Genomic DNA, 22,837 nt, shown 5'->3' with positions numbered 1-22,837 from the left:
CTACTTATGGATACTGGATTAATCCGTAGTCAGTGGCAGCCGTAAACTCAACTGATAGGGTTCGGTTCGCCCTATCAAAGTTATACGAGAACTCGACCAGGCCGGTTACCCCATCAACGGAGGTGATTTGCTGCTGAATAGCTGCTATAGCCCCATTGATAGTTAACTGCTTACCTAATATCTCTTGCAGATATGGCGTGCCAAATTCACTATCCAGGAACCACTCCCCCCTCCACAGGCTTAATCGGAATTCTATCTGCTGCCGAACTCTTTCCGCCCCATCGACGTACTGCAGAAGGCCGCTTGTGAAAACTACCTTCCCGTTTTCTAACCTGAAGTCGATCATCAGTTTTGAGGCTCCCCTGTTGTGCCGCCGCTGTCGCCAGGGTGCTTGTGCGAGCCAATTCGGATGCCATTAATGACAACATCGCCGGACACGTTCATCGTTCCTGTAATATCCGCTACGGAGCCGCTACCGCCATTGCCGGTCATCCCGCCTTGATACGTGAACATGTTAGCCACAGTAACTTCGCCGTTAAATTTCGACATTGGAGCCGTCACTTCAAATCCACCCGGTGCATTTAGTGTTGCCTTGCCGTCGGCGCTTAATGCGAGAAAGCAGTTGGAATAGTACAGTCGCATGTCATCGTTGCCGGGAACGTCATCCATATAGCCGCATCCTGGAATAACGTAAGAATCGATTAGGTCGAATTTACGAGTATCACCGCTACTGTCGATGGCCTGCTGACAACAGATAAGCAGGCATTCATCACCAGGCTGTACCGGACCCTTGACGCCAGCCTGGCCACCGGCAAACTGCGGCCACTGCATGCGCAAATCAGTCAGCACCGGATACGCGTTTGAGTCGCCGTCTGCATACACCTTTTCGCCAACCGGCTTCACTGTCACCCTCCCGTTGTTGTACGACACAACCGTGCATGGAATGGCAGTGTTTACGGTATCCATCTCGCCACCGATTAAACGGCGTAGAGACTCAATAAAATCACTTCTATCCGCCATCAGATGTACCTCAGCAAAGCATCAACCTTCCAATCCTGACCATGGGTATCACCGGTATACCTAGCCTCCTCTACACGGAAGAACTCTTTATCTATCCCTCGCGAGATGAGATGCACGTATGCGCCTGGATAAATAGCCGGGTTAAGCAATGACTCTACGCGGTAACCTTGAACTTCAAGCGTCACCTTATCCTTGAGTTTCGATGTTGGATCATCGACAGCTACGACAGTTCGTATAATTCCCTTCTGCCCATACTTCAGACCTTCCTTAGCTGCCGTTTTCTCAGTCATGGTCTTGGCCTCTCGGCGCGGGTAGCCAATCATCCCCGTGTCCTTTGAAAGCACAACAGCCGTGTCAGCGTAAACACCGCCTTTCTTGATGATCTGTATTTCTCCGTCCTGAGCGCTCCACTCAAGGCCAAGGTAATTACACACCCGATCCATGGCGTCTCGCACGCGGCCATTGCTGGCAAACCCGCCGATATACTGCTTATCAACGACGTTTTTAACACTCATTTTTATTGGCAGACCGAAATTGCTAGCCACACTATTGAGCACCGTCATTGCTGATGTGTTTGGTGGGAATGATTTTGCATACTTCGCATCACGCAGAGGAATTACGCTATCCAGTAACTCCATCTCGGTTACGATATCTGCGCCATCCTGTATTGTCAGGCTTCGGCATACTGTGCCGGTAAAAATCGTGGCCGCGCCCACATCGCGAACATACCCCGCCCTGATGATGACGATATTGTTAACCGTCTCCATCATGGCGATCGTGTCAGGGTTTCCGTTGTAAACTTTGATGGTTGCTTTGTTTGCAGTCTTACTTGAGGTTTTGGTGATGTCGAATTCGAATCGGAGGTCTTTGATGCTTACTGCCTCGCCGGATGGCTTACCGACGACTATCTCGCCAGTTCTAAGGAATAAACTCACTTACTTCATCCTTTTCGATGTAGAGCAGAATGTGGTCACCGCCGATTGACTCAATGTCAGGTCGCTCCTTGTCACCATTCATCTTCAAAAACAGCAGCTCACCTCCGAACTGCGTCAAATGAAAGTCGCCTATAAGCGGGAAGTTCTGCACAAGCTTTATGCCGGCCAGGATAGGATTAGACTCCCTATCGAAAATACCAAGAGACCAAAAGCCGAAGCGCTCATTCCACTTTAGTTTTAGCGTTACGGGATATCCGTCAAAGGTTGCCTGCATAGTTTGGGTTGTCAGGCCGGGCTGGAAGCTGAGCTGTATTGGCATGTTTTCTCCAATAAAAAACCCACCTGACGGTGGGTTAGTTCTGTACTATTTATCTTCTACAACTTGCACTACCTTGGCTTTTCCCTTCGGAGAGACCTGCACGGTCGCAAAGTAATGGAAGTTAGAGCCTAGGCTATTCTTTGCATTAAATCCGAACTTGTACTCTCTAGTACCGTCTTCCAGAATACCAAGGTCTTCTTGGTTGAAGGTGTCTATATCTACGCTAGATGGATGTCGTGAATGTGCCTTTATCGCCTCTACAACCAATGACCTGGCAAGGTCGTCTGGCATGGCCTTGTCAGCATACTGTTGATACTGGGTTTTTATTTTTGGTCCGCTTTCAATGGCAGTTTTGGCAGTAAAGTATTCTCCTCCAGAATCCTTTAGCTGGCCGAGATTCACGGCGTATCTAATTGCCGCCCCTCCATCACCACTTTCCACATCAACAAAGAACGCTCTCCCATCTTTTGTAAAGGAGTTGATCACATACCCTTTCTCTATCGAGTTTGCTACTAAGTATGAGGCTGCCTTAAACATATCTTCGCAGTGGTTGCTGTTCTTACCAAGCTTTTGCTTTACTTTTTTGCTGCAGTCCCAGTCGCTTGAAAACCAACCTTTAAAGTCAGCTCTTTTTTCCACTAGTTCTTCTTTGGAAGGGGATACCAAAGGCTCTTTCTGATTGGTCGGCGACTGGTTTTCTATAGCCGAAACATCAGATTCTTTGGTTGGTTTCTCATCTGATATAACTTTGCCAAGTACGAATGCGATCGCTATAAATAGCAAAAATCGTTTAAGTGTAGTCATTAGCATGCGGGCTCGGAATGATGCGAACCACCGCCTCCATTGTGGTTATGTTGTTCGGCATAGATTATATGATTAAATCAGTAGCATCTAGGCCGGAAACACAGCTTCACCAACGATTAAGTAGATTGGCGGATTTATTCAACAAACCCTCGACTCCCTCTTTTAAATTGTACGCGACTGTACCGTTGTTTTTCCCTATATCCTTGTTTGGGGTTGCCCGATTTGCCGTTGCCTTATCTAGCGAGTTTGACGTCCCGGCTTTCTTACCCGGGGTGTTACCTGAGCCAGCTTTCTTGATTCCAACGCCCGGAGGCAATTCCGTAGTGGCGGTCTCGACGATGCGTACATGCGCGGCCTCTACCGTAAATACGATAGCATCACCGTTCTCAGGCCGCTCTGGTATCTGAATGTTTGTGATCAGCATGTCTTCGTATGCGTGATACTTGGTATAGATAGTTACCAATTCATCAGAGTTGTAGAGCTGATCCAGAATCTTGAAAGCCGCCGCAACCCTATCCTCAGCATCAAAACCGCTCGCGATGGCATTGGAAACCTGCGTTAGAATTCCAGCAATCGGAGCGTTGCTGATCATTCCAGTGATGGTTATGCCTTTTGGTTGTCTGATGATGTGGTCGCCAATCGGGGAACCGTTCTCCACAGGGTTACGAGTTGCCTCACGATTCCATTCATGGGTGATTTGGTCAACCGTGTCGAACTCAAGGTTTCCAATGCTCGGGTCGGTCAGGCGGAAGGTATTGTCTTCGGTAGTGTTCCATAGGAAACCCAGTATATCCGTAGCCACTTAACCTCCCGTGTTGAAGTTCATGTTATCAGCCATCTTGCTCCACCCAACCTCGTTGAATGTCTTCTGAGCAGAGTCTCGGAGGAATGCTTGCTGCTGTTCCGTGGTTCCCGCTGGAACGGTGATATTGCCTATGGTTACATTAACATCTGGCCTTGTTAATCCGTACTGCATGGAGGAAGGCATGCTTCTTTGTGGCGGAGACAAACTAGCCATGGATGAGTTTTGATTGCTTGTTGCTAGCCCCCTCATCGCATCAGACCACATTTGAGGTATATCAAATACCCCATATGTTGCTCTGTTGACATCCTTCACCGTACCTTTAGCGCCCTCCCAATAGTTTGATGCTGTCGCTTTTAGCCATGGGCCAATTTTTGTCGTCCCAAGCGTATCGCCTATTGTCTTAATAGCATCAGCCCCGGGAAGATCGTTGAGAGCATCTTTTAATGCAACAATACCTCGCCACAATGCTTTAACGACTTCCAGCAGATCTGACATAGCTGTCTTCATTTGCCTTACATCATCGACGTGCTCGCCAATGGGGCCAAATATATCCCCAAATATTGATTTGTTACCTTGGTACCAACCAGAGATGTCATCAAACACCAGATACAATAGGGTAAGGCCAGCTACGATTAGCGCCACAGGGCTTGCCATTAGAGAAAATGCCGCCGTTAGAGCCCACACGCCAGCCACCAAACCAGCAGCGCCCAGGGCGATGCCAAGCAACTTAACAGCATTCTCTGCCCCACCCAAAGCATCAATAACGATATCTAGAGAGTGCTCAACCTTGTCAGCCAACCATAAAAACTTATCAGCAACCCACGTAACCGCGCCGCTGCTTCTGTTGAGTCGGTTGATGAACATTGACCATCGATTGTTAACTAGGACTAGCGCCTGGCCGATAGTCATCGGGATTTGCTTATACATTTTGTTGAAGTAATCACTCATTTGCATCGTTGCCTGGATTACTTCTTTTGTGGTTAGCTTTCCCTCACTAGCGAGTTTTTTAAGCTCGCCACGCGGATGACCCAAAGCTTTTGCTAGCTGGTCAAGGTACTGCGGCGCTGCCTCTGCCATCGCCCTGAACTCATCACCCTGGAGGGTTCCTGAGCCAAGAGCCTGGGAGAACTGCAGGAAAGCAGATGCTTGTTCTTGTGCTGTAGCGCCACCCACTACTAGGGCTTGAGAAAGTGTCGATGTTACCTTTTCTAGGTCGGCTGATGTTTTTAGATAGTCTTGGGCTGCGTTGCCAATTCGGGTATACACCTCAGCATATGCCTGAATACCCATTCTGTTTTCAGTAGCCTTTTTTGCTACCTCATCGAATGCAGCTCCTACATCGCCAACTGTTTGCGGAAGAAGACCAATCCTCGATTCGAGAGATTGCATTGTGTCTGCCGTCTTTGCGATATTAGATATGGTCAACGCACCGAATACCCCAGCAATCACCCCACCCAGAGCGTTGAATGACTGCATGGTTTTATTGACGCCACTGTCTACTCTATCCAGTTCGCGGTTTACCTGTGCCCCGCCGTTTAGGCCGAGCTTAATGAGCAGTTCGCGGATTACCATGGTTTACTCCGGTGGGGTGTTGAGGTGGTCGGTCATATCAATGAGAGCGTTAAGTTTGAGGATGTCTTCTACTGTGCAATATCCGGACTTTACTGACTCGAAACTGACCATTTGCCGCAAGATTGGTCGCCATACCCATGCTTCTTCTTCGAGGTCTGCCCTTAGCTTTCCCGGGTCGAGGATTGCGCCAGACTTTTCACCCGACTTGCCAGCTCTTCTGGGCTTAATCCAAAGAGGCTCAGCACTTTGCTGAAAAAAGGGGAGAAATTCAGCTTCAGCACTTCCCACGTCAATTCATAGAAATCAAATAGCGTATCGACGTCGAATACGGAATTCATCCCTGCTGCTGAATCAATTTTCTTGCTGTCGGTTAGACTGGTAGTGGCCGCGTCTTTTAGTAATGGCAGGATGATGTTTTCCAGTGTGGTTTCATCAATACCAGACAGCAACTGAATGGCGTTTGCATTTCCACCCTGAGCCAGCCCCTTATCCAGCAACCCTTTCAGCTTGGTCAGGTGCTTGGCTGCGGCGAAGGCGTTCATCTTGATCGCCTGGTATTTCTTTTCGCCAATTTCAAATTCGTGGAATTCTGGTTGCATGATTGCTCCATAGAGCCGCCCTGAGGCGGCTATCTTTATACGTTATTGCCGCCAACAAACATCTTCAGGTCAGCGCAGCGGAACGTCCACACTCGCTCGCCAACAGCGTTGGTGGAGAATGGGACGCCTCCCAGCGCTTCAATCCATGCCTGACCAGCGGCAATGACTGTTCGCCCTGAGAAATCTGTCACGGAGATCGGGAATACAGCCTTGCCGTCTGTAGTCAGTGAGTCCAGATTAAGGAGCGCCGACAGTTCGTCGTTTGCGAGAGATGTTTGCAGCGTATGCACCTCGATAGTGCCTGTTTTGTCAGTGTTCCTCGCTCGGCCAACTGAGCCATGCAGACCCACCCGATATTCATAGAAATTAGATGCCTTGGTTGCGGTGATCGAATCACCATCGCTAAAGCCAGTAACAAGTAAAGGTCCAACAGTGAGATACACCTCGGAGCCGTCGAAAGTGCCTTCTAATTCAGCAGACATGGTTAGCCCTCATAGGAGTAAGTGAGTGATCCGGTGATTTCAACCAGTTGGATAGCGCCAGCCAGCAAAGCAACAAACTCGATGTAGAGCGTGCGCGTTGCTTTGATGTCCGCTGATACGTCTGCGGCATTGGGATACGTGATCCGGAATCCTGGCACAGTATCGCCATCTGCGTTTTGCTCGTCAGGAGCAATGCCTCCGGCCTGCTGTCCTTGGATGAGCGACCCACGCAAGCTGTTCACAATCAAAGCAATGCCGCCGTTGGTGTATGGCACTTTCTTCTGTCGGATCATGAGAGAGGCCATGTTCTTCTGAATCGTGTCGATCAGCCAATCACGGAATCGAACTACGTCAATCCACTCACCGGAAACCACCTTGCCCTTATTAATCAGGAATGTGTTCTCGGCGTACTGCTCATAGGCATTGGCGTTTTTCTGGAAGATGTAACTCTGCTCAGTGTCACTAAATTTGCTTGGTGTGATACTTGGCAGGTTTTTCAGTGCCCAGGTTTCGCCGCCTGGCGCAATTGTGAAGCAACGACCCATCCATGCCATGTCTGGATATTCTGTTTCCGCTGCCTTATGTGCGATTAGTGCCGTGCGCAGGTATTGCAGGTCTTGCAGCTGAGATGCAAGGTCGGTGGTGGCAGACGTCCAGATTTCAGCCGTTGCACTAGCTGCAAAGAATAGTTTGGTTTGCGTCTCTGCCCATGCGGATGCCTGCGTGATCAGGTCATCACTACGCTCCACCAACGCGAAACCATACCAGCCATTGTCCTCTTGGTTAATGGCCGACAAATCTGCCGCGATGGCGTTTGTTACCCCGGTAGTGGAAATTGAAAGGTTTGATACGGGCTTAACAATTACCGGTTGTGTTGGGTCTTTCACAACCATCGACAGGCCATCGTCGGTAGCCGTGGTCGTGAATAAAGCGGCAACGTTCGAGTTTGCAGTCAATGCGGCCAGTAAACCATCAGCAACTTCCCCTGCACCGTCATTCGCGATCGCCGTGTATGTGATGGTCTGAGTGCCGACACTGAACGAAAAGATGTTCCCGGCAGCAATAGTTGCCAGCGATACTGTTAATTCGATATTTGCTGCGTTCCGCCGACCTACCCAAGCCTGGTTCGGGCGAGGTGACTGGCTAAATACGGCTGAAAGAGCTTTCAGGGTTGCAGCATCCAGTCCGTCTTGCTCCGCTGACTGGTAGCTTGAATATTTACGAATCCGCTCTGAAAACGCCGTTGTAGGCGAAACAGCCAGCGGAATGCCAAAAGACGCCTTTGCAATGCTCGCGGTATTCAACGAGATCACTACATTGGCGATCTGCGACAAATTTGCCATTTGATAGCTCCGTTATTGATTGTCTGGTGATGTGACGGCGATTTCGATGTGAGTTTCGTGTCCGCCGATGTCGCCAGTCGCATCAACGGTTTCTATCAGGCCAACGTCGTCGGTGTATTTGCCGGTATAGCGGAAGGTCAGATCGACATTTGCCATTGCTTCGAAATTCGCATCGTCTCTCAACCCGGTTATGTTCTGTACTTCCGCGTTGTTACTGATAACGAATTTCTCTCGTCGCATAAGGTACCTACTCGTGACCTTTCTGATGTTATTGACGAGATTGTCGCAGTGTTCTCTTGCACTGCCGCCGTATACGTTAATCATCACGACGCCTTCACGCACCCCATGCATTGGCATGATGCCATCCACATTAACCTTGCCTTCTTCGTCTCGGCCAATAGTCAGTCTCGAAGATACTTTTAAGGTTGCGTACGGCAGATCAAGTCTAGAATTGTTCTGATCGGCGTATGCCAGAGTGATGGGTAATAGCTGTGAGATGACACGATAAGCAGCGGATTCAACAACGTCAGGAACGAACTGGTAAACCGTAGTTTCAGCCATCGCGCTTCCTTACCACATAATATTTGTAGTGGGACACAATGCCGTTTTGCCACGGCTCACGGTGCTTAACTTCGTAGCTGAACCCGTCGATAACGACAAGAGCCGGCTGCGCCATCGGGAAATCATCGGTAATCTGCAATTTGGCATCACCATACAGCCGCCGATAGTCAGTTAGCCTGCGCCCCGCTTCCAGGCTCTCAATTTCCTGCGTGTCTTTGATGCTCTGCACGCTAAATGATGTCGTAGACTCAACCATCATACCGTCAACAATCACGCCATTAACCAGCGTTGATGGTGTAGGCGTTAATACTTTGAAAGGTCTGCGGAATGGGTTGCTCATTTTGATGTCCCGTAATTGTGGATAGCAAAGGTTACCGAGTTGAGCATTGTGCCGGAGTCAATCAGTGGCTTTGATGACCCCTTGAGCTTTATTGTGAGCGGAGCGTTCGGTCTCCAAGCTCCGTTTGTGATGCTCTTTTTGACTCCATCTACCATGAACACGCCAGCGGCGTTGAGGAACTGATTGAACGTTCCTCTACCCAGTAGAACCTGATTTATGCCATTGACTGCGAAACGCTCCAGCCTTTGCACTCCGGTATCAAAATAGGTGCGCATGAACGGCCGGGAGGGTGTGGTTCTTGTTCCGAATTCATTCCATGTTGCATATTCAGCAACAAGGACTCCTTCATGAACCTCGCCTTTCTGTATGCCGACTACCACCTCGCGGTTTCCTGCTGTTTTCAGTTCGTTTTTGAACCTGTCCCAGAGTCGCCGGTTATCGGTGATCTTTACAGACACCCGCATCCCCCCACGACTCCGCGAGTCATTATCGAGAAGCCGCCACCTTTCTTCTTGCGAAGCATTTGCAACAGGTTTCCGTATGTCGTCCCGCTGAGGTAACTGGAATCACTGGACACGTTACCGTATGTGATTGCCAGGTCACCCTCCTTGCGTGAGAGAATGCGACCGGATGATGTTGAACCGTTATCAGAGTAACCACCAGGCGACGCCATGATGTGGGCGGCCATGAGAGCCAGAGCAACGTTATAAGCGTCACCGTACTCACCCTCACAGATGAACAATGAAGCTAGATCGATGTAACCTTGAACAACCTCATCAGGAACAGCCGCAAATTCAGGCGCTAGCTTGCGGAATATCTCCAGAGGCGTAAGACCTTCAAATGCGGCGATGTTCATTACTTAGCGCCTTTCTTTTCTACAGCGCTGGCGGTAATCGCTTCGCCTTTATCCGCCACGCGAAGTTCGCCTTTTGTGATTGCCACCTGTACGGATTTGTTATCCTTCCAGGAGTCATCCACTTCAGCTGTCTGGCCTGGTGCCAACTTCTGACCTGCGATGTAATAGAGCCGCGCTGATGCGTTGGTAATTTTCATGAATACTCCTTAAAAAAAGAGGCCGGAGCCTCTTAAATGCCTTTGATGAGGTGCATGGTCAGCGGCAGGTAAACCTGAACGCCGGTAGCACGGCTGTGACATGGAATCTTGAATGCCAGGTTATTAGCCTGTGGCGGCAACTGCTCAAACGGCTGCGGGATTTCCATGGAGGCGTTGTCAGCACTACGCTCCATAACCAGTGCCGCTTTAGTGCCGGCGCCATCGATGTCTTCCAGCTCGTTAACACGAATCCACTGCATGCCCGGATATTGGGTATTGAAGTAGGTCATGTAAGACGTGTTGGTGTTTGGCATTGGCTTGGACAGTACTTTGAAGGCGCTTGGCGGCAATGCGATTACGTTAGCCGCATGCAGGCCTTTAGTGATGGTTTCAATTGCCGACACTGCATCTTCCAATTCACCTGAAGCGATTGCGCCAGTTGTCCAGCCAGCAGAGGTGGTTACCGGGATGTTAGGGTGATCCAGAACGCCGACGATCTGATAATCATCATCACCGTAGAATGCCAGGTCATTAACCTTCACGTCATGAGCGCGGCGAGCAGCGTTAGCCAGTCGAGTGGGCAGGTTTTTCCCGGTCGCCTGAGAAGCGCGAATTTCCATCAGGCTGTACTCGTAGAAGTTGCCCAGGCTGAATACCTTGCCAGTTTCTTCACGATAGTTGACGCCAACATTTGGCAGGTCGTCAGCATAGTCGGCAATGATCCGCGCCATACCCACTGCATCCCATACGCCGTATGTGAACGTTTTGGCATATGACGGGATTTCAGAGGTAACCGGGAAAAGCGTGGTAGCAGTAAGCGCTGGGTATTCTTTTTCGTAAACCTTGGACTTTACAAAGTCCAGCTCACGTGCCAGGAAGATGGATTCACCTTCATCAAGTCGAATGCCATTCGCCGCCGCCCCATGCTCAATAGCGGACAGATCCGCTTCGTCGTAATTCATCTGTTCCATTATGGTTCCTTTTAAGGTGCTACCGGCTCAGCGGTCTGGTTGCGGATTTGTACTTCTGCCAGATTCACAGCGGTACCAGTGTGATCAGTGAATGTAGTGAACTTGCCGGTCATCACCCAGCCCAGAGCAGGAGACCCACCAGTCGCTGCCACCTTTCCGGCGTCGGCACCGGAGGTAAGCACATTTACCAGCGTACCCATGGTTGGTGCGGCTGTCAGAGTGGTTACTGCCCAGATGCGCCCCCAAGTCATCACGTTAACCGCGTCGCCTGCGTCGTATTGACCCTTAACGCAGCTATAGTGGCTGAATCGGCAAATGCCCATCAGGTTAGCGGCGTCACCAGCTGCAGATACCTGCTTAACAACGCGCTTATCATTGGCAGTAGATACACGCGCAACGACGTAACCAGGCTTGATTGCGCCCTGAGCAGCGTTGCAACCATCAGTAATCTGGTGAGTGGAGTCCGAACGCATGCCCGGCATTGCGATCTGCATGTCGTTATCGTATGAAGTTTGAACAGGCATTATGCTGTCTCCTTTTTGCCCTGCAGGCGGTCGAGATATTTTTGACGAGCTGCAGCAGATCCCTTCGGTTCGGCTGCATCATTGCGAGTTTCGGCCTTGTCCTGGTTAACGGTTTTACGCTGCTGCTCCATAGGAGCTGCTTCGATAGCCATATCGAAAGCTACGTTGACGTATGTGTCGTCTTTCCCGTCAAGCTTCATAGCAGGCTTTAACTTCGCGACGACAGCTTTCCTAACTGCGATGTCGTCCAGGCCGTCACACTTGATGCCATGTTTTTCTGCTTTTGCTTCGAGATCTGCACGCGCCTTGATGGTGACAGCGGCGTCTTCTCGAGCCTGTTTCAGTTTATCTTCGAAGTCAGCCGCATCTGATTTGAGCGTGTCTCGCTCTGCGGTGATCGTGGAAATAGTTTTCTGTGCCTCATCAAGCTTGGTCTGCTTGTCAGCGGCATCCTGTTTCAGCGCCTGATATGCAACAACCACTTCAGGGGCTGCGTCATATTCAAGGCCGCTGTCTAAGCGGATCTTCTGCATTGTTTTTCCTTTCGGTTGGTTGTCGTCATCGTCTAAAGTGATTTCTTCATCACCGTCGAGATTCAGGGTTGCTACATCACCTGCCCGGGCTTTCGATACAAGGGCGAGATGATTGATGCGGATGTTTCGTTGAACTGCGTCATACGGCTGCCCATTCCACTCTCCCGGCGTCTCATCGAGGTCGAGCCGGTATCCGAGGGATAGCTGCTTTGTTTTGCCGCTGGTAGCTGATGTGATTGCGCTTTCGTCGTAGACCATGACAGGAACTTTTACGTTGTCGCCGTCCTGTCTGCCCGGCTCAAGAATTGTGCCAACCATGTGCTTTTTGGCGTTACGTGAGTTAACCGCACCAGGGTGGCCGATGGTGATCGGCTTACCCTTAAAGCTTGCCAATGAGTCGGCGTTGAATACTTCTTCCGGCGGGCGCAGCTCGCGTCGTACCGAGCCGTCTGGATTTCGGTATAGCTGGATGCCAATGCGACCAACAACCGGAACGTCCTCCAGATAGCCATCCTCATTTACGGACGCACGAATCTCTCCCACATCGAAGCGAGATACTGTTTTCATGTTTTGCCTTATTTATTCGCCGATATCGAAAACGGAACCAGTCCAGTCAGGTTCTGCATAGCATCTGCAGCGGATTGGCTGCCCGGGGTGTCCATCGGGTGGCGGGTTATTCCATTTGTACGAGTTGCCTTCACGCGCTCTGTGCTCTGGCCTTTCACGCTCATCAAGAACACCACGCCACTTATAGCCAGATATCCCGGCATCGGCCTGTCGCTGCTTTGTTAGTGCGGCGTTGGCTTTCCCGATCTGGTCTACAGCAATCAACTTTGCTCGTCGCTCAGTGACTCCGTAGCGCTCCTGAATCTGCTTCTTAATGGTGTCTGCGCTTGAACCGTTCATCACGCCACGCTGAATGATGCCTTCCATGTCAGATAGCTCATCAGCAGGGATTGATTTAATCAGCCGGGTGTTTTCCGACACCCAAATTTCCTGCATTTCTCGAAGCCACGGCTCAGCGCGATAAGCATCGACACCCAGCACGCCAGATGAAACAGGCACTGTGGTTTGTCCGGCGATGATTGCTTGAGATGGAGGAAGGTCAACGCCTGTCCCGCCCTTCACAATTAAGCGCCATTGCTTGTCGTTAAACTGACTGGCCAGCGCGAAGAATGACGGCAGGCGCTCGATTACCGGCTGGAATATCCTGTTACCTGCATTGCGCAGATAGGCCAGAATGGCCGCCATGTCGTCCTGCCATCCATCGAAGCGGATATCACCGTATGTTGAGTTGATTTCTCCGTTGAACTGCCTGGTGGCTTTCACAAGCGCGTTGGTGTAGTCACGCTCTACTCCGTAGGGATGCAGCCATACTCTAGCCATCTTTAATCCTCAGAATAGACGTAATACCCTCGCTTCTTGAGGGTTGCGACGCCTTCATCGTTACTCACCCAACCAAGCTGAGAGTATCTCTCGTCGGCCTGTGAGCGCTGATTGGCCGTTTCTGCCTGCTCCTTGTCTGTTGGTACGGATAGCGGATTAAACTTGATAGTCCAGGTCTTATCCGTAGTGAGGAAGTTGATGGCTTTCTCAATAGCAGGGCGGGCTTCGTCTTTTTGCTTACGTCCGACCAGTTGCTTCCACGACTCTGGAACAGTGGTTTTATCCGCTCCCTGACCAGATGGCGTTTTGGTGAACAGGATTTGCTCATCAATTCCGGTTAGCGCAGAGATTCGCAGCTGCTTGCGGTCTTGTACGTCAACCACACCTTCAAGCGAGCCGTTAAGGAGCTCGTACTTCTCTGTGTTGGCATCAATGCCGATGGTGTTTCCGTTACTGCGAGTCATGTCCACCATGTTAAGGCGAGCCTGAACCGTTTCGCGTCCGTCACCGTCCTGACAGAGTTCAGCCAGGTCAGCAGCCGACCAAACACCCTGCTGCTTGCGCTCAAGAAGGCTTGTAGCATGTGCATGACTCATGCCGTAGTCGGTCAGTGCCTGATAGATGCCTTGCAGGCACGAAGCGCCCCAGCCCTGATTCTGATGTCGAATTTGGTTCGGTAAGCGTTCACCGTCGAAGATGTGGCAACGGCTGGCATGCACGTAGTATGGAGTTCCTGAAATAGGGTTAATCTGGTACTGGATTATTTCCCCATACGTCAGGCTCTCTGGGTTAACGTCTCGCAAGAAAGGCTGCACCTGGTATCTGTCGTACACTCGAACGAATTCAAGATCGCCCTCACCAATCTGTGATTGCAGGTCGCCGCCATCATTTACGCCGAATAACATCAGCGATCCGCCATAAAGACGAGCCCATGCCACTGCGTCGGAGTATTGCTGCGTCAGGTTGAGTTCATCCCAGCGAGACATAATCTCGGGCTCGTTGTTAGCGCCCTCAACCGTGAATCCAGCGCGAAACATTTCGTCAGCCACGACATCAACAATTCGACGTCCTAAACCGTCACCGAGGTAAATGCTATCCAACGTGCTGCGTGTTAGCAGGTTAGCCATCCGCACGCGGCTATATGCCGATCGGTCACCACCAGTACCAATGTTCATGAACACGTTCTGATAACTGTCCGTACGCACCTGCTTATCGTGTTTCTTCTGCTGTCTATTGTTACGTTTAGCCATTGCCTCACCTTAACTGGCAAGAGCTTTGAGCCTCGCCAGAGCATTAGAAGTTGGCGCAAAGGCCATAATCAAGGAGTCGGCCATGTTCGGCGAGGGTATGCCGCGCTTTTTCATGTCCTTTTTACTCTCAACTTTCACCCTGCCGTTGCCGTCGTAATCGACGCGGGGGCGTGACAATTCAGCCTTGAGGTATTCAAGGTTTTTTATTTCAGAAGAGAGGCTTATTAGCTTGTCGTCTGGAAATGTTTCGCCATGCTCTATAGCTCTCCAGGTGTTGTAGAAACGCTGTCTTACCAGCCACCACGCTTGCGCCTTTAGATTCGAGAACATGTCTTTGTTCGTTTTTCCTGGCATGTATTCGCGATCTGGTTCAAATACTGCAGCAGCGGCGTTGAATCCTTCCACCTGACTTTTGGAGATACGGTTTAACTGAGCTTTAACGCCAGCGCCAACACCGATTGAGTCGTAAATAACTTTGTCAGCGTTAATGCTGTCTGCGTACTGGTTAACCCGGTTAGCAGACTCGATGACATCGCCACGGCTCCATTCCTGCACATCTTTTACTACTGCGCCGTGAGCCATTGTGATGGCGTTGCTATCTTCGCCTTCATCTGCAACGTCAAAGCCGATTCGCTTAGCGCCGGATGCGGTGAAGTTGAGTTTGATATGTGCGTCTACAGCAGCGGCAATCCATGACGGCTTGATAATCGCCAGGTCGCTATCTGCTACCGGCTCCCCTTCCCAGATGTGCTGATAGAGGTCAAAGTCTTTACGCTTACACTCTTCCATCTCTAGGCGCAGAACGTCAGGGAAATGAGGATTATCGTTCCAGTTAACCGTTAACAGACAAATATCATCCGGCGGGCTAATCACGAATCTCTGGTGCGTGTCATCAAGAATATTCTTCGGGTTGTAGCTTACCCATATCTCGCTACCGGGCTTACGGATGGTAGGTATCAGCACATCCCAGCTGGCCTTGGTCACCGCCTCGGCCTCTTCTATCCAACAGATGTCAATGCCTTCCAGTGACTTCACTTTCGTGATGTTGTTCTTTATGCCGTAGAACATAAACAGGCTGTTGGTGGCAATGTGCCGGATGTAGACCTTCTGAATCTCGAATTCGTGGTTGTAGCCTTCACGCTCGATAGTGTCGGCGATCAGCTGGATAACGGAGTCAGCAATACTGGCCTGAAACTCACGAGCGCACAGGAAGCGATATGAACCTCTGCGAGCTATCTCAACAAGCAGGCGTGCGATTGACCATGACTTCCCGCTACCACGCCCACCCTTTGCCACCTTGTAACGATGCGGCTTAATGAACGGTTTGAATACAGGATTAAGTTTCGTCATCTTCGAAAAGCGCCGATAGTGGCTTGGTGGCAGTGATTGTCAGTTTCGACTCTTTCGGCGGCTCCCATCCCTGTAATTCAGCAAGCTGTTTGATGGCGGCCTTCGGGTCGTGAAGCTTAATTGATATCCCGCGCTTACCGGCTGTTAGCTCAGATATCGCCGATAGCGATCCGGCGTTTTGCATGGCAGAATCCTTAAATCTCCATCCAGCCTGAACGATAGGATTGCCATTATCGTCTTTGCCGGCCTCTACCTCGCTAAACTCGACCATCTCATGCAATGACGCCCTTCCCATCACTGAAAGCCGCTCAAGAGCTTCCTGTCGCGTCATAACAGCGCTTGTGATGGCCTCCTTGTTCATTTCGTCGATGAAAGCCTTTACCTTAGGATTGGTTAGGATCTCACTCGCACAAGCACTGGCTGTTTCATCTTTCTTGGCTTTGCCGTTAGCCTGTCTATATGCATCTATTTGGCTAAGCCCCTTTACGATGCCTAACGCAAACTTCTGCTGTAGTTTTGTCAGATCATCGAACAGGGCTTTCTGATAGTCAGTTAGCTCCATTTCGATTCCTCTTGCATTTCATGTTAGGTTTCGCAGCCTTCGCCACGCTTGGCAGAGTTGCTTGGCTACTTGCGGCTTACCCGCCAGCAAGACGTGATCACCTCCTGCGGGGTACACAGTCTTATCCTTGTCGGGGGGATTCTTCATCACGCAACAGCCTCAGAAAGCCGCTCTGTGATGAAAGCCCTCTATGAAGGGCTTCCGTGATGCTACATCGTTACTTCATGAGGCCGGCAGCGTACTCGATGAGGTATAGCTTTGGTGCCAGCCAGATTTTCAGCCAGTCGAAATTGCCCCAAAATGCGATAAACATCGAAAATGCTGCTACGCCTCCAACAGCGAGGTATACGGATGCTGCAACATCGAATTTATTTCTGAAGTCACCTGCCACTAAGGAGGCTTTCTTTATCGTCAGTAGGTAGCCGATAAATACCGCCAGAGCAAACACCTGGAATAGGGCGCTGCTTACGGCATTCCACACCAGTAGCTGGTGAACAACATCGGGGATCTGCGCTTGACTGAACGACACTGCCGCGTCGAGGCCGCTGCTGGCTTTCTGCAGCATCTCAGCAAGAACTTTATTTGCCTGCTCGTTCATTATGCTACTCCCTGCATGATTGTGACCATATCTGGATCCATCTGTTCGATTAGGTTCTGCCGGGTGGCTTCTAGCATGCCCTTCCTGCCACCGACACCCCATCTATTCATCTTTCTGGCGCACTCGCTTACTTCCTGCTTCTCATTCGTTATCAACAAGTCGAGCCGATTAAGCATGGCCATACTGGATATTCCGCCTAGTACCGCTTCGCGGAATGTGTTGTATACCCTGATTTCAAACTTTGGACTGAGCCATGCTGCGTATCGTATTGCGACCAACTCCAATCCCCACACGCCTGACTCAATGCCGCCCTTAATGGTTTTTATCGAAGCTATTTCTGTAGCTTCGCTCAATTCTCGAGCAAATCGCTTAATCTGGGCGCTCTTGATGAAGTTGCCTGGCCTCTGAGATTCGGTTGCTTCTCCTTTCAGAACAGCCGCAGCATGCAGATCGTTCAGGCTATAACGCCCTTCCTCATCTACTCTAACGGATACGCCATTAACAATTACGGTTGGATATTGCATGGTGATTACCTTCAAAAAAGAAACCTCTGTTCACCAGAACGTCCATACCCGATCTCACCATGCTTCGATGGAGTTCTCAGAGGTCGCTTTTGTGAATGGCTTCAGGTTTTACGATGCGCGGTGAAAGCGCGGAGGGTTACTGCGGGTGTAAAAAAGCCCGACCGAAGTCAGGCTGTGTTTTGCTACTGGAAGATTGCTACTGTCACGCCCTTCTCGTTGCAGACGTAAGCCACTTCACCTTCGTCAAGCAGCAATTCCTCATCACCGCCTGACCAGCCACGAAAGAAAATTTTTCGCGACAGCTGTACAAAACTGACATCACCTGTCGCCTGGAAAACTGAAACATCTTTATCTGAATTGATGGTTTTAATAGTGAGCATTTTTCTTTCTCTTAGTTGTAATGATAAAAAGCCCCGCTATTGCGAGGCTCTTGATTCTTCAATCTTGCGGATGGCCGCCTTTTCGTTGCTACAGTCTTCCAGAGCTTTCTGCATGGATGCGTTCAGTGCCACGCTATCCGCGTAGGTCATCCCCTCTGGTACGTCAGGAACCAGGCAATCATTCAGGAGACTGGCCGGTATTGGCAGGCTTTCCACTTTTACCACTTCGTATTCGGTCTGCGTTTTCGCGCAGCCGGTTAGCAGCATCATCAGGGACACGCTGCAAAGCACACTTGTCAGTCGATAAGTAACGCCTGATTTCATTTTGTAGCGCCCTGTTCTGTCGGTCTGTTATCGAACGCTGCTCTCCCACGTCTGCCACGACTTCATTTTGTCGCTTTACGGCATCTGTTAAGCTGAGCACGGATTCGGCCAGGCCGTCGTTTTTGCTGCGCAACTGGTTAATCTGATCGTCCTTTCGGTCATTCAGTTGTTCCAGTCGCTGGTTTGTTGCTGTTAGCTGGCCGTTGCGAACGTTCAAGCCCCACAGTGCCAGGCAAAACAATGCGGCCACTATCAGACCGGAGTGCCTGCTGATAAATTGACCGCCATTTCGGATAATGCTGATTACACTGAACATAGAATCCCCTTAGCTTTTGTTAAGCGGGATTTCCTGTCATCCAATCCATTTGTACCGCCGTTAATAATGCGGGTGATGCGGCTAACATCATCCGTATCGGCGATCTGATTTAATCCGTTATTCTTCCACCATGCACCGGCTGACTCAGCGGCAAGCCCATAGCTTGTAAGTGCGTCAGGGTCAGAAACAATATCGATGCCCAGTTGATTTACCATAGCGGCATAGTTTGCCCGCCCGGTGATCTGGATTAATCCTCGCCCGCGATATCTGTACCCGTCACCTGAGCTAACACCACCGTTGCCGTTTCGGTTGGCGTAAATGATGTTGGCTATCTGCTCCTGCCGCAGTTTCGGCACCACCTTTTCGCCCGCCTGCCGGCCGAGCCGTTTAGCGTCCTCTGCGCCGATCCGCTTTGCGAACAACTTAAGCAAGGCAGAAACCGAGTAATTCAGGTTTTCCTGTATGCGAGAAAACCCGCCGGACTCATGCCCAACCTGCGCAAGAAAATGCGCTTGACGTAAAGAGGTGTTGATTCCGTATTTGTTCATCGTTGCGAAGATGTGCGGATACCAAACATCGCGCTGATAATCCCCAATGCCCGTTGCCTGCTGAAATTGCTTAGCTGTCAGCATTGGCACCTCCACTATCACCTTCCAACCCTACGCGCTTGCGTACGGACGAAAACAACGCATCAACGCCGATATAACCGACGAAAGCCGAGAATGGCCAACTTAGCTCTGGCGGGTAATTCCATCCGAAGATTGCGCATAGCGCCGTAAGCGTTGGCTGGGCGAAGAAACACAGAATGCCGCACATCGTTGCGCCAGCTATCCGATCTCTCCAAATTGCTTTTTTATTCCGTGACGTGGCAAGGATTGACATGACGAATGCCAGAACTGAATACCCGGCCTCGTTTCGATGGTTCGCCAACCAGGCAACCAGCGCCGCCCAGGTATCAGGTCTCTCTGGCATATCTTGTCTCATTGGGTAAGCCCCCATGTTTGGATGGGCTGCATGCTGTAGTCGAAAGGAATAGCCGCCGCGCCGTAGTCACTCGCAGACAATGAGGGTGTTTGAGGTGATTGACTGATATTGGCGGACGGCTAAATGCAAAAAAGGCCACCCGGAGGCAGCCTTTGAAAGTTGATTTGGTTTAGATAACCAATAGTTCTAGTCGCTTGCCAAGCGCCTTCATTGCTCGCTGTATGGCATCGATTTTCGTTGCGTGTTGCAGATCAATTAGCCGATTCACTTCCTGCTTCTTAATGCCAATGCGATCGGCCAGCTCAACACGGGTTAAGCCGGACTCAATGAACGCATTAAGCATCAGAACCTTGGATGCTACGCTAAGCGGAACATCCACGTAATCGCCCGCCACATCACCAGGCAGTGGTACTTTTTGGTTATCTTCAAAGTAGAACTCGAACGCAGTGATTAACGCATCAAGCCCCATTCCCAGCGCCTCTTCTCGCGTGTCGCCCTGAGTTAGCGCCTCCGGTATATCCGGGAACGAAACCACATATCCGCCGTTGTCGGGCTGTAGATTTATAGGGTATCGCATATCGTGTTAGTGAAGCTTCCGAGTACCAGCCCCGAAGGGCTGGTTTTAATTCAGGCCTAACTGCTTGATTATGGCCTTCCTAAGTGGTTCCTTTATCTCGCTTCCGGGGTGCCTCGGCATCACACTTCGCTTGCCTTGGTATCGAAGCTTTAAATGGTTTGTGCCATTCGTAACTTCTACCCCTTGCGATTCAAGCCACCGCCTGAACTCGCTCTGCTTCACTACTCCTCCTGTCTGTTGAACATGTGATTATAGTAAACATTTCTGCTTACTCAGTCAACATTTTTGTTTACCACAGGCAGGTTTTTTATCAGATTCTTGAAACAAAAAAGGCCAGCGTTTCCGCCAGCCCTTTAAGTTATCGCTCATTCGCCTTTGACGTCCGAGCATAAAACAAATATACACTTTCAAAACCTGAAATCAAATATTATTTCAGGTTTTTTTGCATTATGCCGCCATTTTATCACTTTTTGCCGACACGTTCGTTGCCAACTTTGCATACATCACCTCGCTGAATAACTCACGACACCATCTTACCCGGTCAATGCATTGCTTCAGAGTTAACCCGGGCGCATAAACTCGCTGGAGATAAGTTGCGATACTTTGCATGTCTTCTCGGTCACAATAATACTTGATGGATACCACGCGGATCGGGCTAGACTGACAGAACGCTTCGCAAATGACTTCATCGATATATTTGCCTTCTTCCCCTTCTTTGGCGAGACGCAGGATGTTGGCAAATGAGTTTCGAGGGTTAACGATCTCCTTGGCTTTCTGGAACAGCTCGCTTCCGCGATAGCCTAGCTTGTAGAGTTGCTCCACTGTCTGGATTATTTTGTTGCCGCTGTTCTCGTCCCAATGAGTTGAAATCATCAGCCTGCCGATTACTCCACATGCTGATGATGGGGCTGTGTTTCCTCCGGCGTATTCTCCCCACATATTTAGAACAGAGCGGATCCACCTATCCTGAATCGGAGTTAGTTTCCTTTCTCTGCCCAGATAACTTTTACGTGAGGCTTTTGCCAGCTCAATCCATGCATTTGCTGTCATGCTTTCACCTCATCGGTAATCACTGTTGCAAATCTATCTTGCTTGGTTGAGTACATCGTATGCATACCTCGGCAACGACCTTTCCTGACATGCATAATTCCTCCAGGGCGTTGGATTACTGCATGTGAATGCCCTGTCATGGCTCTGAGGAAACGAGCCTCCTCAATGGCTGCGCAGATATCGGTAAACATTAGGCTGCCTCCAGTTCTGAAATGGTCACAAGCAATAGACCGCCCTTCACCATCTCTTGCCGCCGAACCCTGAAATCATCTATCTGTTCGTCGTCCAGCATGAATCCCGCATGAACCAGCGAGTCAAAGACAGCCTTTTGCAGATTGTCTAAGTCGCGACGGCGGCGATCGGGAATATGAGCTGATATTGAGATTTTTAGTCGTGCTGAGGTTTTGATATCGAGGTGTTGCTGTAGGATGGTTTGAATCACTGCCTGCCTGTATGCTTTGCCTTTCTCGCTGATGTAGTGCCTTCCTCTACTGTGCCGCCAGTACGTATTCAAACTGGGAGGCCATGGGAGCGATATTTTATACTCTGTCACACTTTCACCTTACCCTCTTTCAATAACGCCGCCTGAGTCCGTATAACGCCCTCTAGGTGCGCCACATGAGCCTCACCAGCATCAGTTAGTCTGGTTCTTCGGTCTATTTCGTCGTGACATGCAGAACATGCCCATGCTGCGATTAGGTCGGGAGGCTTAATTCCAGTGCCGCACAATCCAGGGAGGCGGCAGTGTGCAAGAACAACAGTTTCGTTATTGCCATTGCATATCCCTGGGATTCTGACTTGGCATTCACGCCCTCTTGCCTCTTTGCGAAGATTAGCCATCGTCATCCTCTCCCATCACTGAGTCGATGAATTTGCGTTGCTCCTGGTCGCAGGACTCGCATACATAAACCTCTTCGGGCTGCAGCTCTTTCCCGCAATCCGCGCATAGCATTTCAGTCATGAGCAATCTCTCCATAAAAGCGAAAAGAGATGGGCCCACCACCAACTATTCGCCCTGTTGACTTGTGAAACTTCATCCCATCATCTGAAATCACGTAGCACCTAGTTTGGCGGGCGTATGCCTTCCTTTTTTTCTTTATTAAGTGAAAAATAATTACAATGACAGAATCAAATTTGTGCGGCTTGTTGGTCATCGCACGCACCTCATCAGCAGAAACATGGCGACATTGCCGGGCCATGAGAGGCTAAGCAGTAATGATTTAACCGTCGTTAGGCTTGGCTCGTTCTTGCTGAGGAACTCGAAGGACTGGCCAGCCACAAAGCAGTAAGCGCAGGCCAATATGGCTATGATGAGCATTTATCCGCCTCCTTTATCATTAGGAAAACAATCATTGCCAGCCTTAAAGGTTGATAAGGATGCGTTTTCCAAGATTCGTAATTAACTTCAGATAGGGCTGAGTGCGCTTCCCATGAGATTCCGTCAAAGCAGATGCTGATGTAGTTAGCCTCGATTATTGGCCACGCATCTGATGGTCTGTTGCATGGGTCAAATGATGAAGATATTTTTTCTCCGTCGACCATAACCAGCTGCTGGCCGTTAACTGGGTCTCCTACTTTTTCTCCTAATGCTATCGCTACCAACTCGTTAATTTGCTGGTCACTCATTGCGCTATAATCGATCATGCCTATTACTCCCATAACTTGCTTAAGAATT

Annotated in this window: 36 protein-coding genes; all 36 read right to left on the bottom strand. The window is 50.1% G+C overall.

All coding sequences use genetic code 11. The annotated features are described in order from the left end of the window. Window positions 1-4 precede the first annotated feature (4 nt). The 36 genes from ACCC84_RS10430 to ACCC84_RS10260 all read right to left on the bottom strand — a co-directional run bounded on the left by ACCC84_RS10430 (window position 5) and on the right by ACCC84_RS10260 (window position 22,806). Complete coding sequence (locus ACCC84_RS10430; protein ID WP_261154227.1) at window positions 5-346, bottom strand: DUF2634 domain-containing protein; 342 nt, start codon at window positions 344-346, stop codon at window positions 5-7. Continuing rightward, the gene (locus ACCC84_RS10425) at window positions 346-1,020 is read right to left on the bottom strand and encodes a Gp138 family membrane-puncturing spike protein (RefSeq protein ID WP_371901885.1); all 675 of its coding nucleotides are present in this window, start codon (window positions 1,018-1,020) and stop codon (window positions 346-348) included. The genes ACCC84_RS10430 and ACCC84_RS10425 overlap by 1 nt, the downstream gene beginning before the upstream one ends. Beyond that, window positions 1,020-1,955, bottom strand: coding sequence for a phage protein (locus ACCC84_RS10420; protein ID WP_371901884.1), 936 nt, complete (start codon window positions 1,953-1,955; stop codon window positions 1,020-1,022). Before ACCC84_RS10420 ends, ACCC84_RS10425 begins: the two co-directional genes overlap by 1 nt. Beyond that, window positions 1,939-2,274 carry a phage baseplate plug family protein gene (locus tag ACCC84_RS10415; protein WP_371901883.1) on the bottom strand — a complete coding sequence of 112 codons (336 nt, stop codon included), beginning with the start codon at window positions 2,272-2,274 and terminating at the stop codon, window positions 1,939-1,941. The genes ACCC84_RS10420 and ACCC84_RS10415 overlap by 17 nt, the downstream gene beginning before the upstream one ends. A 45-nt stretch (window positions 2,275-2,319) precedes the next feature. Then, window positions 2,320-3,084 (bottom strand): hypothetical protein, encoded by a 765-nt coding sequence (locus tag ACCC84_RS10410; RefSeq protein ID WP_371901882.1) that lies wholly within the window; start codon window positions 3,082-3,084, stop codon window positions 2,320-2,322. Between the two features lie 100 nt (window positions 3,085-3,184). Then, the gene (locus ACCC84_RS10405) at window positions 3,185-3,880 is read right to left on the bottom strand and encodes a phage baseplate protein (protein ID WP_371901881.1); all 696 of its coding nucleotides are present in this window, start codon (window positions 3,878-3,880) and stop codon (window positions 3,185-3,187) included. Next, entirely contained in the window at window positions 3,881-5,455 is a 1,575-nt protein-coding gene (locus ACCC84_RS10400; protein ID WP_371901880.1) for a tape measure protein, read from the bottom strand. Window positions 5,456-5,616: 161 nt separating this feature from the next. Next, a complete protein-coding gene (locus ACCC84_RS10395) occupies window positions 5,617-6,054 on the bottom strand; it encodes a phage tail assembly chaperone (protein WP_371901879.1) in 438 nt (145 codons plus the stop codon). 35 nt (window positions 6,055-6,089) lie between these two features. Continuing rightward, window positions 6,090-6,536 (bottom strand): phage structural protein, encoded by a 447-nt coding sequence (locus ACCC84_RS10390; protein WP_261154215.1) that lies wholly within the window; start codon window positions 6,534-6,536, stop codon window positions 6,090-6,092. A gap of 2 nt (window positions 6,537-6,538) precedes the next feature. After that, window positions 6,539-7,879: a DUF3383 family protein gene (locus ACCC84_RS10385; RefSeq protein WP_371901878.1), complete on the bottom strand. Its 1,341-nt coding sequence runs from the start codon at window positions 7,877-7,879 to the stop codon at window positions 6,539-6,541. Between the two features lie 12 nt (window positions 7,880-7,891). After that, window positions 7,892-8,440: a phage neck terminator protein gene (locus tag ACCC84_RS10380; RefSeq protein WP_371901877.1), complete on the bottom strand. Its 549-nt coding sequence runs from the start codon at window positions 8,438-8,440 to the stop codon at window positions 7,892-7,894. Next, on the bottom strand, window positions 8,433-8,780 hold the full coding sequence (locus tag ACCC84_RS10375; protein ID WP_371901876.1) for a hypothetical protein: 348 nt from the start codon (window positions 8,778-8,780) through the stop codon (window positions 8,433-8,435). Before ACCC84_RS10375 ends, ACCC84_RS10380 begins: the two co-directional genes overlap by 8 nt. Beyond that, the gene (locus ACCC84_RS10370) at window positions 8,777-9,244 is read right to left on the bottom strand and encodes a hypothetical protein (protein ID WP_371901875.1); all 468 of its coding nucleotides are present in this window, start codon (window positions 9,242-9,244) and stop codon (window positions 8,777-8,779) included. The genes ACCC84_RS10375 and ACCC84_RS10370 overlap by 4 nt, the downstream gene beginning before the upstream one ends. Further along, a complete protein-coding gene (locus ACCC84_RS10365) occupies window positions 9,229-9,636 on the bottom strand; it encodes a DUF4054 domain-containing protein (RefSeq protein WP_371901874.1) in 408 nt (135 codons plus the stop codon). Before ACCC84_RS10365 ends, ACCC84_RS10370 begins: the two co-directional genes overlap by 16 nt. Then, on the bottom strand, window positions 9,636-9,833 hold the full coding sequence (locus ACCC84_RS10360) for a hypothetical protein (protein ID WP_371901873.1): 198 nt from the start codon (window positions 9,831-9,833) through the stop codon (window positions 9,636-9,638). Before ACCC84_RS10360 ends, ACCC84_RS10365 begins: the two co-directional genes overlap by 1 nt. Before the next feature lie 32 nt (window positions 9,834-9,865). Beyond that, window positions 9,866-10,804, bottom strand: a complete 939-nt coding sequence (locus ACCC84_RS10355; protein ID WP_371901872.1) for a DUF2184 domain-containing protein — start codon at window positions 10,802-10,804, stop codon at window positions 9,866-9,868. Between the two features lie 11 nt (window positions 10,805-10,815). Next, window positions 10,816-11,328 carry a structural cement protein Gp24 gene (locus ACCC84_RS10350; protein ID WP_371901871.1) on the bottom strand — a complete coding sequence of 171 codons (513 nt, stop codon included), beginning with the start codon at window positions 11,326-11,328 and terminating at the stop codon, window positions 10,816-10,818. Then, a complete protein-coding gene (locus tag ACCC84_RS10345; RefSeq protein ID WP_371901870.1) occupies window positions 11,328-12,428 on the bottom strand; it encodes a DUF2213 domain-containing protein in 1,101 nt (366 codons plus the stop codon). The genes ACCC84_RS10350 and ACCC84_RS10345 overlap by 1 nt, the downstream gene beginning before the upstream one ends. Before the next feature lie 12 nt (window positions 12,429-12,440). After that, a complete protein-coding gene (locus ACCC84_RS10340) occupies window positions 12,441-13,247 on the bottom strand; it encodes a phage head morphogenesis protein (RefSeq protein WP_371901869.1) in 807 nt (268 codons plus the stop codon). Between the two features lie 2 nt (window positions 13,248-13,249). Beyond that, window positions 13,250-14,497 carry a phage portal protein gene (locus ACCC84_RS10335; protein ID WP_371901868.1) on the bottom strand — a complete coding sequence of 416 codons (1,248 nt, stop codon included), beginning with the start codon at window positions 14,495-14,497 and terminating at the stop codon, window positions 13,250-13,252. Window positions 14,498-14,506: 9 nt separating this feature from the next. Then, window positions 14,507-15,847, bottom strand: a complete 1,341-nt coding sequence (locus tag ACCC84_RS10330) for a PBSX family phage terminase large subunit (RefSeq protein WP_371901867.1) — start codon at window positions 15,845-15,847, stop codon at window positions 14,507-14,509. Then, window positions 15,834-16,409: a terminase small subunit gene (locus tag ACCC84_RS10325; protein WP_261154203.1), complete on the bottom strand. Its 576-nt coding sequence runs from the start codon at window positions 16,407-16,409 to the stop codon at window positions 15,834-15,836. Before ACCC84_RS10325 ends, ACCC84_RS10330 begins: the two co-directional genes overlap by 14 nt. Window positions 16,410-16,626: 217 nt before the next feature. Continuing rightward, window positions 16,627-17,007 carry a hypothetical protein gene (locus ACCC84_RS10320; protein WP_371901866.1) on the bottom strand — a complete coding sequence of 127 codons (381 nt, stop codon included), beginning with the start codon at window positions 17,005-17,007 and terminating at the stop codon, window positions 16,627-16,629. Beyond that, window positions 17,007-17,531, bottom strand: coding sequence for a KilA-N domain-containing protein (locus tag ACCC84_RS10315; protein WP_371901865.1), 525 nt, complete (start codon window positions 17,529-17,531; stop codon window positions 17,007-17,009). The genes ACCC84_RS10320 and ACCC84_RS10315 overlap by 1 nt, the downstream gene beginning before the upstream one ends. A 182-nt stretch (window positions 17,532-17,713) precedes the next feature. Further along, entirely contained in the window at window positions 17,714-17,911 is a 198-nt protein-coding gene (locus tag ACCC84_RS10310) for a hypothetical protein (RefSeq protein ID WP_371901864.1), read from the bottom strand. 36 nt (window positions 17,912-17,947) lie between these two features. Continuing rightward, entirely contained in the window at window positions 17,948-18,178 is a 231-nt protein-coding gene (lysC, locus tag ACCC84_RS23760; protein ID WP_443096493.1) for an Rz1-like lysis system protein LysC, read from the bottom strand. Beyond that, window positions 18,090-18,551: a magnesium transporter CorA family protein gene (locus ACCC84_RS10305; RefSeq protein WP_371901863.1), complete on the bottom strand. Its 462-nt coding sequence runs from the start codon at window positions 18,549-18,551 to the stop codon at window positions 18,090-18,092. Before ACCC84_RS10305 ends, lysC begins: the two co-directional genes overlap by 89 nt. Then, window positions 18,539-19,183: a glycoside hydrolase family 19 protein gene (locus ACCC84_RS10300; RefSeq protein ID WP_371901862.1), complete on the bottom strand. Its 645-nt coding sequence runs from the start codon at window positions 19,181-19,183 to the stop codon at window positions 18,539-18,541. Before ACCC84_RS10300 ends, ACCC84_RS10305 begins: the two co-directional genes overlap by 13 nt. Further along, window positions 19,170-19,523 (bottom strand): phage holin, lambda family, encoded by a 354-nt coding sequence (locus ACCC84_RS10295; protein WP_371901902.1) that lies wholly within the window; start codon window positions 19,521-19,523, stop codon window positions 19,170-19,172. Before ACCC84_RS10295 ends, ACCC84_RS10300 begins: the two co-directional genes overlap by 14 nt. Before the next feature lie 181 nt (window positions 19,524-19,704). After that, entirely contained in the window at window positions 19,705-20,112 is a 408-nt protein-coding gene (locus ACCC84_RS10290; RefSeq protein WP_371901861.1) for a type II toxin-antitoxin system HicB family antitoxin, read from the bottom strand. Window positions 20,113-20,157: 45 nt separating this feature from the next. Then, complete coding sequence (locus ACCC84_RS10285; RefSeq protein ID WP_046897129.1) at window positions 20,158-20,334, bottom strand: type II toxin-antitoxin system HicA family toxin; 177 nt, start codon at window positions 20,332-20,334, stop codon at window positions 20,158-20,160. 225 nt (window positions 20,335-20,559) lie between these two features. Then, entirely contained in the window at window positions 20,560-21,162 is a 603-nt protein-coding gene (locus ACCC84_RS10280) for a DUF1133 family protein (protein WP_371901860.1), read from the bottom strand. 190 nt (window positions 21,163-21,352) lie between these two features. Continuing rightward, window positions 21,353-21,715 carry a RusA family crossover junction endodeoxyribonuclease gene (locus ACCC84_RS10275; RefSeq protein ID WP_371901859.1) on the bottom strand — a complete coding sequence of 121 codons (363 nt, stop codon included), beginning with the start codon at window positions 21,713-21,715 and terminating at the stop codon, window positions 21,353-21,355. Continuing rightward, window positions 21,712-22,002 carry a DUF1364 domain-containing protein gene (locus tag ACCC84_RS10270; RefSeq protein WP_371901858.1) on the bottom strand — a complete coding sequence of 97 codons (291 nt, stop codon included), beginning with the start codon at window positions 22,000-22,002 and terminating at the stop codon, window positions 21,712-21,714. The genes ACCC84_RS10275 and ACCC84_RS10270 overlap by 4 nt, the downstream gene beginning before the upstream one ends. Then, window positions 21,995-22,114, bottom strand: a complete 120-nt coding sequence (locus tag ACCC84_RS10265; protein ID WP_371901901.1) for a protein NinF — start codon at window positions 22,112-22,114, stop codon at window positions 21,995-21,997. Before ACCC84_RS10265 ends, ACCC84_RS10270 begins: the two co-directional genes overlap by 8 nt. Before the next feature lie 353 nt (window positions 22,115-22,467). Next, on the bottom strand, window positions 22,468-22,806 hold the full coding sequence (locus ACCC84_RS10260) for a phage protein NinX family protein (RefSeq protein ID WP_371901857.1): 339 nt from the start codon (window positions 22,804-22,806) through the stop codon (window positions 22,468-22,470). Window positions 22,807-22,837 lie beyond the last annotated feature (31 nt).

Source organism: Serratia odorifera (assembly GCF_041448735.1).
Taxonomy (GTDB): Bacteria; Pseudomonadota; Gammaproteobacteria; order Enterobacterales; family Enterobacteriaceae; genus Serratia_F; species Serratia_F odorifera.
Note: the sequence above shows the minus strand (reverse complement) of the source record. Positions and strands in the feature narration are given on the sequence as shown.